The sequence below is a fragment of the Parasediminibacterium paludis genome (assembly GCF_042651445.1).
Taxonomy (GTDB): domain Bacteria; phylum Bacteroidota; class Bacteroidia; order Chitinophagales; family Chitinophagaceae; genus Parasediminibacterium; species Parasediminibacterium paludis.
The window spans coordinates 637,650-653,342 of the sequence record NZ_JBHSDC010000002.1; the positions used below are offsets into that span (position 1 = coordinate 637,650).

19 protein-coding genes and 1 tRNA gene are annotated in these 15,693 nt (G+C 36.1%); 13 read left to right on the plus strand and 7 right to left on the minus strand.

Going from position 1 to position 15,693, the window contains the following annotated elements:
* Positions 1-68 precede the first annotated feature (68 nt).
* Both ACFOW1_RS03310 and ACFOW1_RS03315 read left to right on the plus strand, forming a co-directional pair.
* Positions 69-1,775, plus strand: coding sequence for a S8 family peptidase (locus ACFOW1_RS03310; RefSeq protein ID WP_379012289.1), 1,707 nt, complete (start codon positions 69-71; stop codon positions 1,773-1,775).
* Complete coding sequence (locus ACFOW1_RS03315) at positions 1,775-2,284, plus strand: DinB family protein (protein ID WP_379012290.1); 510 nt, start codon at positions 1,775-1,777, stop codon at positions 2,282-2,284. The genes ACFOW1_RS03310 and ACFOW1_RS03315 overlap by 1 nt, the downstream gene beginning before the upstream one ends.
* Positions 2,285-2,376: 92 nt before the next feature.
* Here ACFOW1_RS03315 and ACFOW1_RS03320 read toward each other — a convergent pair whose 3' ends face one another.
* On the minus strand, positions 2,377-3,234 hold the full coding sequence (locus ACFOW1_RS03320) for a sigma-70 family RNA polymerase sigma factor (RefSeq protein WP_379012291.1): 858 nt from the start codon (positions 3,232-3,234) through the stop codon (positions 2,377-2,379).
* A gap of 323 nt (positions 3,235-3,557) precedes the next feature.
* Here ACFOW1_RS03320 and pyrR point away from each other — a divergent pair, with 323 nt between their 5' ends.
* The 4 genes from pyrR (at position 3,558) to ACFOW1_RS03340 (ending at position 6,092) form a co-directional block, all read left to right on the plus strand.
* Entirely contained in the window at positions 3,558-4,067 is a 510-nt protein-coding gene (gene pyrR, locus ACFOW1_RS03325) for a bifunctional pyr operon transcriptional regulator/uracil phosphoribosyltransferase PyrR (RefSeq protein WP_379012292.1), read from the plus strand.
* Between the two features lie 104 nt (positions 4,068-4,171).
* The gene (locus ACFOW1_RS03330; RefSeq protein ID WP_379012293.1) at positions 4,172-5,098 is read left to right on the plus strand and encodes an aspartate carbamoyltransferase catalytic subunit; all 927 of its coding nucleotides are present in this window, start codon (positions 4,172-4,174) and stop codon (positions 5,096-5,098) included.
* Between the two features lie 82 nt (positions 5,099-5,180).
* Positions 5,181-5,648 carry a pantetheine-phosphate adenylyltransferase gene (gene coaD / locus ACFOW1_RS03335; RefSeq protein ID WP_379012294.1) on the plus strand — a complete coding sequence of 156 codons (468 nt, stop codon included), beginning with the start codon at positions 5,181-5,183 and terminating at the stop codon, positions 5,646-5,648.
* 9 nt (positions 5,649-5,657) lie between these two features.
* Positions 5,658-6,092 (plus strand): hotdog fold thioesterase, encoded by a 435-nt coding sequence (locus ACFOW1_RS03340; protein WP_379012295.1) that lies wholly within the window; start codon positions 5,658-5,660, stop codon positions 6,090-6,092.
* A gap of 3 nt (positions 6,093-6,095) precedes the next feature.
* Here ACFOW1_RS03340 and ACFOW1_RS03345 read toward each other — a convergent pair whose 3' ends face one another.
* Positions 6,096-6,977, minus strand: a complete 882-nt coding sequence (locus ACFOW1_RS03345; protein WP_379012296.1) for an SDR family oxidoreductase — start codon at positions 6,975-6,977, stop codon at positions 6,096-6,098.
* Between the two features lie 117 nt (positions 6,978-7,094).
* Here ACFOW1_RS03345 and pfkA point away from each other — a divergent pair, with 117 nt between their 5' ends.
* The 3 genes from pfkA (at position 7,095) to ACFOW1_RS03360 (ending at position 11,100) form a co-directional block, all read left to right on the plus strand.
* The gene (gene pfkA, locus ACFOW1_RS03350) at positions 7,095-8,081 is read left to right on the plus strand and encodes a 6-phosphofructokinase (protein ID WP_379012297.1); all 987 of its coding nucleotides are present in this window, start codon (positions 7,095-7,097) and stop codon (positions 8,079-8,081) included.
* A 66-nt stretch (positions 8,082-8,147) separates the two neighbouring features.
* The gene (gene pyk / locus ACFOW1_RS03355; RefSeq protein WP_379012298.1) at positions 8,148-9,632 is read left to right on the plus strand and encodes a pyruvate kinase; all 1,485 of its coding nucleotides are present in this window, start codon (positions 8,148-8,150) and stop codon (positions 9,630-9,632) included.
* 148 nt (positions 9,633-9,780) lie between these two features.
* Positions 9,781-11,100, plus strand: coding sequence for a 4Fe-4S dicluster domain-containing protein (locus tag ACFOW1_RS03360; RefSeq protein WP_379012299.1), 1,320 nt, complete (start codon positions 9,781-9,783; stop codon positions 11,098-11,100).
* A gap of 68 nt (positions 11,101-11,168) precedes the next feature.
* On the opposite strand, the gene ACFOW1_RS03365 is transcribed toward ACFOW1_RS03360, so the two are convergent.
* From ACFOW1_RS03365 to ACFOW1_RS03375, 3 genes are all read right to left on the minus strand, one after another.
* On the minus strand, positions 11,169-11,678 hold the full coding sequence (locus tag ACFOW1_RS03365; RefSeq protein WP_379012300.1) for an FUSC family protein: 510 nt from the start codon (positions 11,676-11,678) through the stop codon (positions 11,169-11,171).
* 32 nt (positions 11,679-11,710) lie between these two features.
* Positions 11,711-12,127 carry a type II 3-dehydroquinate dehydratase gene (aroQ, locus tag ACFOW1_RS03370; protein WP_379012301.1) on the minus strand — a complete coding sequence of 139 codons (417 nt, stop codon included), beginning with the start codon at positions 12,125-12,127 and terminating at the stop codon, positions 11,711-11,713.
* A gap of 150 nt (positions 12,128-12,277) precedes the next feature.
* Complete coding sequence (locus ACFOW1_RS03375; protein WP_379012302.1) at positions 12,278-12,478, minus strand: hypothetical protein; 201 nt, start codon at positions 12,476-12,478, stop codon at positions 12,278-12,280.
* A 135-nt stretch (positions 12,479-12,613) separates the two neighbouring features.
* Here ACFOW1_RS03375 and ACFOW1_RS03380 point away from each other — a divergent pair, with 135 nt between their 5' ends.
* The 4 genes from ACFOW1_RS03380 to ACFOW1_RS03395 all read left to right on the plus strand — a co-directional run bounded on the left by ACFOW1_RS03380 (position 12,614) and on the right by ACFOW1_RS03395 (position 14,772).
* Entirely contained in the window at positions 12,614-13,315 is a 702-nt protein-coding gene (locus tag ACFOW1_RS03380; protein ID WP_379012303.1) for a C40 family peptidase, read from the plus strand.
* A 71-nt stretch (positions 13,316-13,386) separates the two neighbouring features.
* Entirely contained in the window at positions 13,387-13,737 is a 351-nt protein-coding gene (locus tag ACFOW1_RS03385) for a dihydroneopterin aldolase (protein WP_379012304.1), read from the plus strand.
* 11 nt (positions 13,738-13,748) lie between these two features.
* A complete protein-coding gene (locus tag ACFOW1_RS03390; protein WP_379012305.1) occupies positions 13,749-14,501 on the plus strand; it encodes a hypothetical protein in 753 nt (250 codons plus the stop codon).
* A gap of 13 nt (positions 14,502-14,514) precedes the next feature.
* Entirely contained in the window at positions 14,515-14,772 is a 258-nt protein-coding gene (locus tag ACFOW1_RS03395) for an acyl-CoA-binding protein (RefSeq protein WP_379012306.1), read from the plus strand.
* Between the two features lie 63 nt (positions 14,773-14,835).
* Here ACFOW1_RS03395 and ACFOW1_RS03400 read toward each other — a convergent pair.
* Positions 14,836-14,924: transfer RNA gene (locus ACFOW1_RS03400), tRNA-Leu, on the minus strand.
* Between the two features lie 53 nt (positions 14,925-14,977).
* Positions 14,978-15,538, minus strand: coding sequence for a UbiX family flavin prenyltransferase (locus ACFOW1_RS03405; protein WP_379012307.1), 561 nt, complete (start codon positions 15,536-15,538; stop codon positions 14,978-14,980).
* Positions 15,539-15,693: the final 155 nt, after the last annotated feature.

Below are 15,693 nucleotides of genomic sequence, written 5' to 3' on the forward strand. Positions count from 1 at the left end.
ATTAAAAAAAGATAACGCAAAGTTTACAAACAGCCTTTTAAGCATATTTGCAGATACAATTTCAAAACATGAGATATTTATTATTGCTTACAGTTAGTTTTGGATTATCGATGGCATCTGCACAAAGTAGTTTTCGTCAGGTAAATAAAGATTCATTAAAGGCATGGTATTTTAAAGACAAAGCAACGGATGGCGTAGCTGGCATTAGTCTAAATAAGGCCTATCAATTATTGAAAAATAAAAAAAGTACGCCCATTATTGTTGCTGTAATAGATTCTGGTGTAGATACCACACACGAAGATTTAAAGTCAGTGCTTTGGCACAACACGAAAGAAATTCCTAACAATGGTATTGATGATGATGGTAATGGTTATGTAGACGATTACTATGGCTGGAATTTTTTAGGTGGCAAAGATGGTAGAAATGTAGAGAAAACATCTTCAGAAAAAGCAAGGGTATACCATGCCTATAAAGATTTGTACCAAGGCAAAAAAATTGATGAGAGCAAATTATCACCTGAAGAAAAGTATCGTTATAAAACATGGTTACAAGCCGCTGCTGAAATAGAGCCTTCTCAAGAAAATATTGCGCAACTGCCTATGATGCAAAGGGTACGCAGTAGCTTGGTAGCTATGGATTCTGTGATTAGAAAAGAATCGCAGAAGCAAGAATATACCTCCGACGAGCTTGAAAAATTGGAATTACATTCTAGTGAAGCTAAAATGGCTAAAACCAAATTTTTGAATCTTATGAAAATGGTGGGTTTGGGTAGCGAAGCTAAAAACACGACCGTTTTACAAATGATTAATGAAGAAGTGGGCAGGATGGAAGAGGAAGTATCAGCTAAAGACAAAGTGCCTGCTGATATGCGTGCCGAAATTATAAAAGATAATCCTAATGATATTAACGATAAGTCATATGGAAATAATGATGTGATGGGTACAGGTAGTATGCACGGTACACATGTCAGCGGTATTATCGGTGCTAGCCGTGGTAATGGTATCGGTATAGATGGCATTGCAGATAATGTAAAAATAATGATGATTAGAGCGGTGCCAGATGGTGACGAATATGATAAAGACATTGCACTAGCCATTCGTTATGCGGTTGACAATGGCGCAAAAGTGATTAATATGAGCTTTGGCAAAAGCTTCTCACCAGATAAAAAATGGGTAGATGATGCGATAAAATATGCCGCCGCAAAAGATGTGATAATTGTACATGCCGCTGGTAACGATTCTAAGAATATTGATAGCACAGATAATTTTCCTTCTACCACTTTTTTAGATGGTACAGTGGCTAAAAATGTAATCACTGTTGGCGCAAGTTGTGATCCTTCATTTGCAAACGGCTATACTTCATATTTTAGCAACTATGGTAAAAATGGGGTAGATATATTCGCGCCCGGTAGTCAAATTTATAGCACATTGCCAGGTGGCAATAGCTATGGCTTTGAAGATGGTACAAGCATGGCAAGCCCAGTGGTAGCTGGTTTAGCGGCGTTAATTCGCTCTTATTTTCCGAAACTTTCAGCAGAGCAAGTAAAGCAAGCGATTACTAATAGTGCAACAGGTTTAGGTAATGGTGTAACCACTTTAAAACCCAATAAAGAAGGTGTAAAAGAGGAGGTACCACTAAGCAATCTTTGTAGTACTGGCGGTTTGTTAAATGCCTACGGCGCAGTAGAAGCGGCTGAAAAATTAACTAATCAAGCTGCGAAAAAAATAGATGCTACATTGCCCAAATCATCTTTTAAAAATAAAACAGTTAACTAATGGCTCGTCCTCAAATTGGTGATTTTAGTGATTACGCACAAGGTTATGTGAATGCTGCAAAAGGCAATTCCATCGAAGAATTAATTGTCAATCATTCAGCAGATTTGTTAAGCTTTTTAAATGGAATACCAGACACAAAAGCTGACTTTACTTATGCCGAAGGTAAATGGACGGTGAAGCAATTATTGCAACACATGATTGATACAGAACGTATTCTTATGTTCAGAGCCCTAACATTTGCAAGAAAAGACAAGATTGCATTGCCTGGTTTTGACGAAAACAATTATGCGGCTGTTGCATCTGCAAGCCACAGAACATTAGCAGCAATAAAGCAAGAATTTAGTTTATTAAGACAATCAACTGATTTATTTTTACTGTCGTTAACAGCAGAAGATTTAAAGCAAGAGGGTATAGCGAGTAATCATCGTGTAACAGTGAATGCATTAGCTTATATCTTATTTGGTCACAATGAACACCACAAGACAATTTTGATTGAAAAATACCTGTAATGTATTAGGAAAAACTAAAAAGCCATCGAATTTACGATGGCTTTTAGTTTTACATTTTGGTAAATTATTCCAATCAATTTAAAAAGTGGTGATTAACCTAAATACGCTTTCAAAGCATTGCTGTAACGTGCTTTTTGTAGGCGCTTGATAGCACGTTCTTTGATTTGACGTATCCGTTCTTTTGTTAAATCGTATTTTACGCCAATTTGTTCGATAGTGACACCGTTTTCTCCATCTAAACCAAAGTAAGCATTCACAATTTCAGCTTCTCTTGGGCTTAAGCTTTTTAATACACGACGAATCTCCTCACGTAATGAATCTTTCATGACATCATCATCGGTATCGTCACTACCTTCTAGCAAATCGCCCATTGCTACGTCTTCTGCTTCGTGTACAGGTGCATCTAAAGATGTGTGACGCGTATTACTTTGGAAAATGTTGTTAATTTCTGTTTCACTCATTTCCAAAATATCACTCAATTCTTCAGTACTTGGCTCACGTTCATGTTCTTGTTCAAAAGCCATGTAGGCCTTATTGGCCTTGTTGTAAGTACCAATTTTGTTTTGTGGCAAACGTACCAATCTTCCTTGCTCAGCTAACGCTTGCAAAATTGATTGACGAATCCACCAAACAGCGTAAGAGATGAATTTAAAACCTTTGGTTTCATCAAAACGCTGAGCGGCTTTGATTAAACCTAAATTACCTTCATTAATTAAATCACTTAAAGAAAGGCCTTGGTGTTGATATTGTTTGGCAACAGATACCACGAAACGCAAATTGGCCTGCACTAATTTGTCGAGAGCTCTCTGATTACCCATTTTGATTTTCTGAGCCAGCGTTGTTTCCTCTTCGGGAGTGATCATCGGAATTTTAGAAATTTCCTGCAGATACTTTTCTACGGCCTGTGAATCTCTGTTGGTAATCTGGGTTGCAATTTTGAGCTGCCTCATAGTCTATGTAAATTATACTTAAAGTAACGGTAAATAGATGTCTTTTGTTATAGCAATGTTGCAAAATAATTCACAAATCTATTTACCCAAAATTTTATAAAGTTGGCAAAAGTACGATTGTAAGACCGAATTCACGCATTTTGTACAATAAAGAAACATAAATGTTGAAAAAAAGATCCGTCTCACACCAACAAGTTATACACTTTTTAGTCTTTAATTGAAATGTGTTTTAAAAATAATTAATATAGTTGGTCTCGGCGATAATTATTACCGTTGCTAAATACACGAAACACATATTTTTACCGAAACTTTCTTTTGTTTAAATGAAAACAATATTAACGCAGCAACAAGTAGCCCTCACAGTAAAAAGACTAGCGCAGCAAGTATTTGAAAATCATATGCAATTAGATAATACAGTGCTCATTGGCTTGCAGCCAAGAGGTATTTACGTAAGCGACAGAATTGTAGAAGAAATGAAAAAATTAATAGCGAATGAAAAAATTAATTACGGCAAATTAGATATTACATTTTATAGAGATGACGTACGTATGCAAATACATAAAGCTAATAAAACAGATATTAACTTTAGTATTGAAGGAAAAAATGTAGTATTAATTGACGATGTATTATGGACTGGCAGAACTATTCGTGCAGCCATGGATGCACTACTAGATTTTGGTAGACCAAGTAAAGTAGAACTGTGTGTGCTTATTGACAGGCGTTTTAGTCGTGAATACCCGATTCAACCAGATTATGTAGGTCGTTCAATAGATACTTTTGCCAATCAAAAAGTACTGGTAAACTTTGAAGAAGGCGTACAGTTGGTAGGATAGAAGCTAGTTTCTAATTGCCAGTTTCTAGTTACTTGTAATAACCAAATAGAAACTAGTAAGATGCAACTTGTAACTATCTCTTTTTCCTCTAAATTTGCTTTTTAATGAAACTTTCTACCAAGCACCTTCTAGGAATAAAAAACCTCACTAAAGAAGATATTGAAATTATTCTTTCTACTGCTTCTAATTTTAAAGATGTTTTACAAAGACCAGTAAAAAAAGTACCATCATTGCGTGATGTAACCATTGTGAACTTGTTTTACGAAAACTCTACACGTACTAGGATGAGCTTTGAACTAGCTGAAAAACGCTTGAGTGCCGATACATTAAACTTTGCAGCCAGCAGTTCATCTGCTGCTAAAGGTGAAACCTTGTTAGATACAGTTAATAACATTTTGAGCATGAAAGTAGATATGGTGGTCATGCGCCATAGCGCTAGTGGTGCGCCGCATTTTTTGGCAAAACATATTCCTGCCGCTATCGTGAATGCTGGCGATGGTATTAACGAACATCCTACACAGGCTTTACTTGATGCTTTTTCTATGCAAGAAAAATTTGGCAGTTTACAAGGGCTAAAAGTGGCAATCATTGGTGATATTATGCATAGTAGGGTAGCGTTAAGCAATATTTATTTATTGAAAAAAATGGGAGCCGAAATTGTAGTAGCGGGGCCACCAACTCTTATACCTAAGTATATCAGCGAAGCATTAAACGTACGTGTTGAATACAATGTAAAAAATGCATTACAATGGTGCGATGTTGCCAACGTATTACGTATTCAATTAGAGCGCCAAAATCAGCCACTATTTTCATCGCTGCGTGAGTACAATTTGGCTTATGGTGTAAGCCAAAAATTATTAGATAGTTTGGATAAGCAAATAACTATCATGCATCCAGGACCAATCAACAGAGGTGTGGAATTGGATAGTGATGTGGCAGATGGGAACAACTCAATTATTTTAAATCAGGTTGAAAATGGCGTCGCTGTGAGAATGGCTGTCTTGTATTTATTGTCTAATAATGGTAACTAACTCCATTTATGATTTTTGATTTATAACAAATGATTTCGTATCAGTAAAAAAATCATAAATCAAGCATTACAAATATTGAATTATGCGAATTTGTCTATTTCCTGGTACGTTTGACCCCGTAACGCTCGGTCATATTGATATTATTAATAGAGCGTTACCATTGTTTGATAAAATTGTGGTAGGCGTAGGCACTAATGCGGCTAAAAATCCAATGTTTTCAGCAGAGCAAAGAATGGCTTGGTTCAATGAAATCTACAAAGATGATAAACGCGTAGAAAGCATAGCTTATGAAGGTTTAACTATTGATTATTGTAAAAAAATAGGTGCAAAGTTTATATTAAGAGGTATTCGTTTTGTAAGTGATTTTGAATATGAAAAATCAATTGCAGATGCCAATAGAACGATGGATAACAATATTGAAACCGTTTTTTTAACTGGGGAACCCAAATACACATCTGTAGCATCTACTATTGTTAGAGATATTCTTAAAAATGGTGGTGATGCATCGCCCTTTCTCCCACAAGCTGTTATTAATTTTCTTAAAAAATAAACATCTCTTTTGAGTAAAATCATTTGGTATAATCAGGCTGTAACATTGGCAGATATCGCACACTTGGGTAAAAATACGCATGGAGAACACTTAGGTATTCAATTCTCTGAAATTGGGCCTGATTATCTTAAAGCAACGATGCCAGTTGATAACCGTACCCGTCAACCATATGGTTTATTACACGGCGGTGCAAGTGTGGCGTTAGCCGAGACGGTTGGTAGTGTTGCATCTGCATTAGTTATAAATCACGAAACAATGATGTGTGTAGGCTTAGAAATTAATGCTAATCATTTGCGTGGTGTTAAAGAAGGCTTAGTAACTGCTACCGCCACGCCTTTGCATATTGGTGCTGGTACCCACGTTTGGGATATTAAAATTCACGACGAAAAAGAACATTTAATTTGTATTAGTAGACTTACTGTTGCTATTCTAAAAAGCCGATAACAACTACAGAAAACTTAGTCTTACACCTTCTTCAAAGCTTACTGGTTGATAGTCTAGTTCCCTGATTGCTTTATCAATTTTCAAGCCTCCATGTTTTGCTCGCTGAACAGGTTCTGTAAAGGTTTCAGAAGTAACGGGGGTGATTAATGAAGCATCGAGTTGTAGCGTATTAGCTAGTATAATAGCCATTTGATAGGGCGTTAGTAGGTCTATGCCTGCTAAATGAAAATCGCCAATCACCTGTTTTTCTATCATCACAATAAGACCATCACAAATATCATTGACATAAGTGGGCGTCCGATGCTGATCGTTTACAACCTTAATTTTTTGCCCATTACTTAAGCTATTTTTTACCCAATGTAAAAAAGTTCCCTTCATATTGGGCAACTGTTTACCATAAATAAATACCGGTCGCATTATCACACTTTTTAAGCCACTTTGTCGTACTATTTCTTCTGCCATCAATTTGCTTTTACCATAAAAATTTAGAGGACATTTTGATGCTGTTTCGTGATGCGGTCCATTGTCGCCAAAAACAAAATCAGTAGAAACATAAATTACATAACTATTCAAACTTTTAGCTGCTTCAACTAAATTTTCCGTTGCAGTAACATTTTGTAGAATGCAATCATCCTGGTTATTAAGACAATCATCTGGCTTACTCATGGCTGCGTTATGTATAATGACATCTGGCTGATAAAATGCTAATGCATTTTCAATTTCGGTTTTTTTAGTCACATCAACCGCTTGATATTTTATTTGCCCTAATGGTTCTATCTTACAAATACCTCTACTTGTTGCAATCACCTCAAACCCTTTGTTAGCAAGACTTAAGCATAAATGTTGGCCTAAGAATCCATTGCTACCCGTTATTAATATTTTCATTTTGCAACATTACTTTATCATTATAATAATCGTACACGTTTGCGATTAAATATCAAATCCGTACTTTTGGCTCTTGATGTTTAAAGGATTGACCTTTTTTCCCTTATTTAATTTGAAATGAGCAAGCACAAAGTAACAAAAATTGGCGTTTTAACTTCAGGTGGTGACTCACCGGGAATGAACGCTGCAATTAGAGCTGTAGTAAGAACAGGTATTTATCATGGTTTAGAGGTTTTTGGTATTAGACGTGGTTATAGCGGTATGATTGATAATGATATTTTCTTGATGGATAGCAAAAGCGTTGCAAACATCATTCAGCGTGGTGGCACTATTTTGAAAACTGCCCGTAGTGATGAATTTAGAACGCCTGAGGGGAGAGCAATAGCATACAAAAACTTGAAGCGTCTTGGCATTGATGGCTTGGTAATCATTGGTGGTGATGGCAGTTTTAAAGGTGCGCAAACTTTTAGTAATGAATATGATATTCCTTGTATTGGTTTGCCAGGCACAATAGATAAAGATATTGCTGGTAGCGATGTAACTATTGGTTTTGACACCGCTGTAAATACGGCTGTTGAAGCAATAGATAAAATTCGAGATACCATGGATGCACATGATCGTTTATTTATTGTAGAAGTAATGGGGCGTGATGCTGGATACATAGCTTTACATAGTGGTATTGCTACAGGTGCTGAAAATATTATCATTCCAGAAACTAAAACAGATATTGAGGAACTCATTGCAAACCTTACTGAAAAAGAAAAACGCAAGAAATTAGTTAATTTAATTGTTGTAGCTGAAGGTGGTCAATTTGGTGATGCAAACGAATTAGCTAAAATTGTAAAGGGACGTTTACCAAATGCAGATGTGCGAGTGTGTATTTTGGGTCATATACAACGTGGTGGTTCGCCAACTTGTGAGGATAGATTAATTGCTAGCCATATGGGGTACTACGCAGTTGAAAGTTTGCTAATAGGTAGACACAATGTGATGGTAGGTGTGATCAACAATAAAATACATTATACACCTTTAAACCATGCAGTTAAGCAAAAGCAAACCATTGGTCAAGAATGGATGAAAATTGTTAAAATATTAGCCAGCTAAGTATTAGTTGGCTTTTTGCATTATAGTCATTAAGTAGTTTTTTATAAAGCATTCAAATTTAATTTTATGAGTAAAAAATCTGACAAAACGATTGTTGCCACCCCTGTATCCAGCGAAAACCGTGTATTACATAAAACGAAAATAGTAGCAACGGTAGGTCCTGCATGCGATTCTTACGACCAATTATTAGAGCTAGTGAGAGCTGGCGTAAACATTTTTCGTTTAAACTTTTCTCATGGTACGCATGAAGATAAAGGAAGAATTATCGAACATATTCGTACCATTAACGATACACTTGGTTATAATATTTCAATCCTAGCCGATTTGCAAGGCCCTAAATTGCGTGTAGGTGAAATTGAAAATAATGCATTACCACTAGCTGTTGGCGATATTTTAACTTTTACTAATGAGAAATGTGTAGGTACAAAAGAAAAAATATATGTGTCTTATCCTAATCTTGCAGGTGATGTAAGAGTAGGTAATATTATTATGATTGATGATGGTAAAATTGAAGTAAGAGTTATCGATATTACAAAAAATAATGAAGTAAAAGTCGAAGTTACTTTGGGTGGCGTATTGTCATCTAAAAAAGGCTTGAACCTACCAGATACTAAAATTTCTTTACCTGCATTGACTGATAAAGATTTAGTAGACCTTGAATTCATTATTGAACAAAAATGCGATTGGGTAGCGTTAAGCTTTGTAAGAAGCGTAAAAGACTTAGTGATTTTGCGCAGCAAACTAGACGAGAAAAAGAGCAAAACAAAAATCATTGCTAAAATTGAAAAGCCTGAAGCCTTATTAAATATTCGCGATATTATTTTAGAAAGCGATGGCATTATGGTGGCTCGTGGCGATTTGGGTGTTGAATTAGCAGTAGAAAGAATTCCATTGATTCAAAAGGAATTGATTCGTAAATGTATCCACCGTGGTAAGCCAGTAATTGTGGCTACGCAAATGATGGAAAGCATGATTGACCGTGTAAAACCAAACAGAAGCGAAATTACCGACGTTGCCAATGCAGTACTTGAAGGTGCTGATGCAGTGATGTTAAGTGGCGAAACTGCGGCTGGTCAGCATCCTGCATTAGTGGTACAAACCATGCGTAAAATTATTGCTGAAGTTGAAACCAAAGAATACCGTTATAACCGTGAAGTTGATTTAAAACCACAACCACATTCACCATCATTCCATAGCGATGCTATTTGCTACAATGCATGTAAACTAGCTGCTGATGTAAACGCAAAAGCATTAATTGGTATGACGCAAAGCGGTTATACTGCCTTCTTTTTAAGTAGCTACCGTCCGGCAGCGCCATTGTTTATTTTCACAAAAGAGAAAAGCTTGGTAAACCAATTGAGTTTAAGTTGGGGCGTTCAGGCGTTCTACTACGATCAAGAGCGTAGCGTAGATGATATCATCAACGATCAAATTAATATTTTAAAAGAAAAAGGTTATATCGCAGCAGGTGATATCGTGGTAAATACAGGTAGTACACCAGTACATTTACATTTACCTACTAACATGATTAAGATTACTAGTGTAGAGTAATTGATTGTAATATATGCTTTGGAAGCCCTATAAACATTATGTTACAGGGCTTTTTATTATAGTAAATATGAACAAAATTTCGTTCAAGGCTACTTGATAATTTCAACATATTCCGCAAACAACTAACTTAGCCGCATAACTTTTGGGTATGCATATCATTCAACAAATTGCTTTTATTGCGCTGGCTGCTGTTTCTATCTATTTTTTCTCAAAAAAGGCTGGCGAACTGCGTAGAAATATTTTTTTAGGTAAGGCTGAAGATTTAAACGACAATAAAAATCTGCGTTGGAAAAATGTGCTACTGTTGGCTTTGGGGCAAAAAAAGATGTTTAAAAATCCGCTAGTGGCGGTTATGCACTTGATAATTTATGCAGGTTTTATCATTATTAATGCTGAGGTTTTAGAAATTGTGCTCGATGGTATTTTAGGCACGCATCGTTTATTTGCCCCAGTACTTGGTGGGTTATATGGGGTATTAATCAATTTCTTTGAGTTGTTGGCGGTTGGTGTTACATTGGTATGTGTGGTGTTTCTGTGCCGTAGAAATATTATTAAACTCAAACGTTTTATAAGCAAAGATTTAAACGGTTGGCCGCGTAGTGATGCCAATTATATCTTAATCACAGAAATTGTGTTAATGAGTTTATTTCTTACCATGAATGCTTGTGATGGGCTTTTACAAGCAAAAGGTTATGGTCATTATGCGGAACATGCCACAGGTCAATTTTTCTTCTCATCATTATTGCAGCCAATTTTCAGCGGCTTTAGCGATGGCACTTTGGTGGGTATTGAACGCACCTGTTGGTGGTTACATATTGCAGGCATTTTTGCTTTTTTAAACTATTTGCCTTATTCTAAGCATTTACATATTGTATTGGCTTTTCCCAATGCCTACTATGCCAAGTTATTGCCACAAGGCAAAATGCACAACATGCAAAGTGTACAAAATGAGGTATTGTATGCCATGCAACCAGAACTTGCACCTGTGGGTGCTGAGCCGCCAGCGCATTTTGGCGCGAAAGATGTTTTTGAACTGAGTTGGAAGAGCTTGATGGACGCTTATAGCTGTACAGAATGTGGTCGTTGTAGTGCTGAATGCCCTGCTAATATCACTGGTAAATTACTAAGCCCTCGTGCCATTATGATGAAAACAAGAGATAGGCTAGAAGCTGTTGGTAAAAATATCAATGCCAACAAATCTTTTATTGCCGATGGCAAAGCACTATTGCACGATTATATTTCTGTAGAAGAATTACGTGCTTGTACTACTTGCAATGCTTGTGTAGAAGCCTGCCCAGTAAGTATTTCTCCACTAGATATTATTGTAGAATTGCGCCGCAGCTTGATTATGGAAGAAAGCAACGCGCCACAAGAATGGAATGGTACCTTTAGCAATATTGAAAACAATTTTGCACCATGGAAATTTAGTCCTGATGAAAGAGATAAATGGGTGGAAGAGATGGCGTAAAAAGTGTAAATGAAGGCATCATTAATTATGAAGGTGTCGTGTTTTTAGTATTCAAATCACAAATCTTTTTATTCATGCGCATCGCTTATGACATCTAATACTTTGCTATTATTGCCTCTCACATGAAATACATAAGTAATAATGAGCGCTAGCAAACAACCCGTTAACACTTGTAACACACGCTCTAAAGGTGCTACCCATACATGTTTGCCTCCCTCATGCAGTAATATAATAACTGTGGCTGCTAGTGCCGAGCGCATGGGCGTAATCAGGTTGAATAAATAGCACAAAATAATAGTTGCTGTGAGTGCGCCACACATTAAAAACACATTGTTATTGGCCAATAATAAACTCACGCCTGCCACGCTTACCCCTACCAAATTTGCCTTTATTCTATTCATCGCAAGCTTCATGGCTTCCTTATTGTCGGGCGATAACACCAATAATAAGGATATTAAACACCAACTTATGGCTGGGTATTTAAACAAGTACGAAAGAAGAAAAATTAATGAAGTGCCAGTAACACATTTGGCTATATAAACCAGCGTACTTTTTGTAAATACTTCTGTTATTTTCATTGGTGGATGCTTTTATACTTTTCAGCAAGCCATTATTTCACAAAGCAATGTACCGCTAGCTCGTAGCCTTTTAAGCCAAGCCCAATGATAGAGCCTTTACTTTTTGCCGATACATGTGATATTTTTCTAAAATCTTCTCTCGCATGCACATTGCTGATGTGCACTTCAATTACAGGGGTAGTTATTGCCGCAATACAATCACCTATCGCAACCGATGTGTGCGTATAGCCACCAGGATTCATAATAATACCATCGTAGCTAAAGCCCACACGTTGCAGTTCGTTAATCAGTTCGCCCTCTACATTACTTTGATAATAAGTAAAATCTATATCAGCAAAGCGTTGTTGTAGTTCAGAATAAAAAGCTTCAAAACTTTGCGAGCCATAAACACCAGGCTCTCTCGTGCCAAGTAAATTTAAATTTGGCCCATTGATAATCGCTATTTTCATAGCCGTAAAAATATTAAATTAGGCGTTTGTATAGTTCTTTTTTCTTTTGGTTATCAGCTTTGGTACTACTACTTAGCTTTAGTTGCGTCGCACACTTGTACGTTCTGTACAATATGCTGCTTTTATCAAAGCGAGTAGTTGGAGGATGAATTACTTATTGTATAATCCAATCCCAATTAAAATACTAAGAATACCCATGAAGATATTAATAATTCTTGAGTAGTTATTACCAAGTAAATTCTTTAACCCATCATATCTAAAAGAAGCCCAAAAAGCATTTCCTTTGTTCAAGATGCCCATTACTAATGTTAATACACCAAAACTTACGAAAAATATAGTATCAAAATTCATAAAGTTATTAGTGATATTTAATAAAACTAAATGTAAATCTAAACCAAATCAACACAATCTTCCCAAATCCACGTTTAGACATAAAAATATTTAGAAGAAGTTTGGTGTATTTAACAATGCGTTTTACATTGCCGCATGACAGTAGATGTAAAATACTTGCTCGTTATTATTTCAGGCGTTTTGGCATTAAGTAGTTGTAGCTCTTTGCGTAAAATGAATAGTAAAGATGCATCCGCAAGTAAGCCAATTGTAAAAAATAATCCACCTCATAAAATTACTTTTTTAGACAATATTGAAGTGCGTCCTGGGCAAATGATTACCTCACAGCATAAAACTAGCGGCCTCAATAATAGCCCTGTTGTTCACGCCGAAAGTAAATTGAAAACCACACCTAGCAATATAGAACAGGCTGATTGGTTGCAATTAAAGTACGCTATTATTATGGATGCCGCTGTAGAATCGGTGAATAATTTAGATTTATTGAGAAAAATAGACGAATGGTGGGGTACTAAATATTGCATGGGCGGCAGCACCAAAAACTGTATTGATTGTTCTGCTTTCACAACTATTATTATGCGAGATGTATATGGCATTGCACTACCACGTACAGCACAAGAACAATACGACCAAAGCGAGCACATAGCTTTAGAAGATTTAAAGGAAGGCGATTTGGTATTTTTTCATACCAGCGGTCGTGCCATCTCGCATGTGGGTGTATATATTGCCAATAATAAATTTTTGCAAGCAAGTACCAGTGGTGGCGTTACCATTACCGACCTCAACGATAAATATTGGCAACCAAGGTTTAGAGGTGCTGGAAGGGTGAGAAGGTATTAAATTAGTTACAGGTTACTAGTTACAAGAGATACTTGCTTTCAAGCTTCAAATCTTAAATTTCCAATTAAAGAATGCTTTCCATCCATTTACATAACGTTATTTTATTTGCTTATCATGGCTTGTACGAACATGAACAAATAAATGGTAACAATTTTGAAGTAAATATTACTGTTAATTATCGCCCCAAGCAATTGGTAAATGATATAGCACAAACCATTAATTATGTAGACGTATATAATTTGTTAAATAATAGAATGCAAATAGCCACGCCTTTACTAGAAACTTTGGTGATGGATATTGCTGCACAAATTTTGGCACAATTTCAGCTTGCCGAAGAAGTATTTATTTCAATTAAAAAATTACAACCGCCAATCGCTGATTTTAATGGCAGTGTTGGTGTTAGTTACGCCTTAGAAAAATAAGCATTACCCTTATGAAACAAATATTGTTAGTTTTTTTATTAACCTGTACCAGTGCTCTTTTTGCGCAAGACAATACCGTATTATTTAAAGAAGCTGAGAATCTAGAGCGCAGTTTTAAAGAGCCTGAAGCTTTAGACAAATACAAGCAAATTTTAGCCAATGATGCTGTAAATATTAAAGCATTGGTAAAGGCAACAGAACTCAGTTGCAGTATAGGCGGCAGGCAAGAAAATAAAAACGATAAGCGCTTAAGTTTTGAAAGTGCTTTAGCATTTGCACAGCGTGCGCTAAAAGTAGATGCTAATAGTGCAGAAGCCAACTATGCTGTAGCTATGGCAAGTGGTAAAATGACAGAAGTAGAAACAGAAAACAAGAAAATTGTTGCTTATGTAAAAGATACCAAAGCTTTTGCCGATAAAGCCATTGCCTTAAACCCCAATTTTGGTAAAGCTTATTTTGTATTAGGCAGATGGCATTACGAAATGGTAAATTTATCTGGCATAAAAAAAGCCGCAGTTAAGTTATTTTATGGTGGTTTGCCAGAAGCTAGTTTAGACAATGCGATTCTAAATATGGAAAAATGTAAAATCCTTGAGCCATATTACATGATTAACTACTATTTCTTAAACAAAGCTTACAAAGACAATGATAAGCCCGCAAAACAAATTGAAGTGCTTACTAAAATGGTGAAATTACCCAACCGTACTTACGATGATGCGGCCATGAAAGAAGACGCCCAAAAACAATTACAACAATTACAATAAAAATACAATAACCATGAGTTTAGTTAATCAATTTACAGAAGCAGTAGCTACTAGTAAAACCCTTAGCGAGAAGCCAGATAATAATACTTTATTAACGCTTTACTCGCTATACAAGCAAGCCACTGAGGGCGATAATACAGAGGAATATAGCGTTGGTGCTTTTGATTTTGTAGCAAAGTTTAAACATGAAGCTTGGGCAAAATTAAAAGGTACTACTAAAGATGCTGCCATGCAAGAATATGTAGATTTGGTGGCAAAATTGAAGGGATAATTTATTAATAATATATCGTTAATAACAATAAAGGCAATCTTTTAAGATTGCCTTTATTGTTATTGGTGCGGCAAAGGAGATTCGAACTCCCACGCCCGGTAAAAGGCGCTACCACCTCAAAGTAGTGCGTCTACCAATTTCGCCATCGCCGCTAATGGATGCAAATGTAGTGTTTCAGTTGAAATATTATGGCTAAATAGTACTGTTATTTACCCCATCTGTAAGTACTAATATCTAAACCAGCAATATCCAAAATTCTGTCTACAACTGTAGCAGCGAGTTCTTCCATAGTTTTAGGTAAGCTATAAAAAGAAGGCGTTGCTGGTGCAATTATGCCGCCTGCAAGCGTTACAGTTTCCATATTTTTAATATGTATGAGATTGTAAGGCGTATCTCTTACCATTAGTATCAATTTACGTCTTTCTTTTAATACCACATCGGCGGCTCTCGTAATTAAATCGTCGCTTACGCCACTTGCAATACGGCCAAGCGTACCCATGCTGCAAGGCGCAACAATCATGATATTATATTTTGCAGAGCCAGAGGCGAAAGGAGCAGAGAAGTCTGTTTTTTCGAAAAAACGCGCATTGTAGTTGTTATAATCTTCGTTGCCAAGTTCTGTGTGCCATACTTCTTTAGCATTTTTACTCATCACAATGCTTAGTTCTTGCCATTGGTTTTGTATTTGGAATAGCTTATCAAGCAAAATTTTTGCATAAATACTTCCACTCGCACCAGTAACCGCAACAACTATTTTATGGCTCATAATAACTTTTAAATACTAACAAAAAGAGAGGGTAAATGGTTAAAGAATAAGTTGTTAATCAGTTATTTCTCAGTTTCTTTTGGCTAATTTGATAACTCATTATTGGAAATATTTGCATTAGTCTAGTGAAATACACAAGTTTTAAACATCGTTTT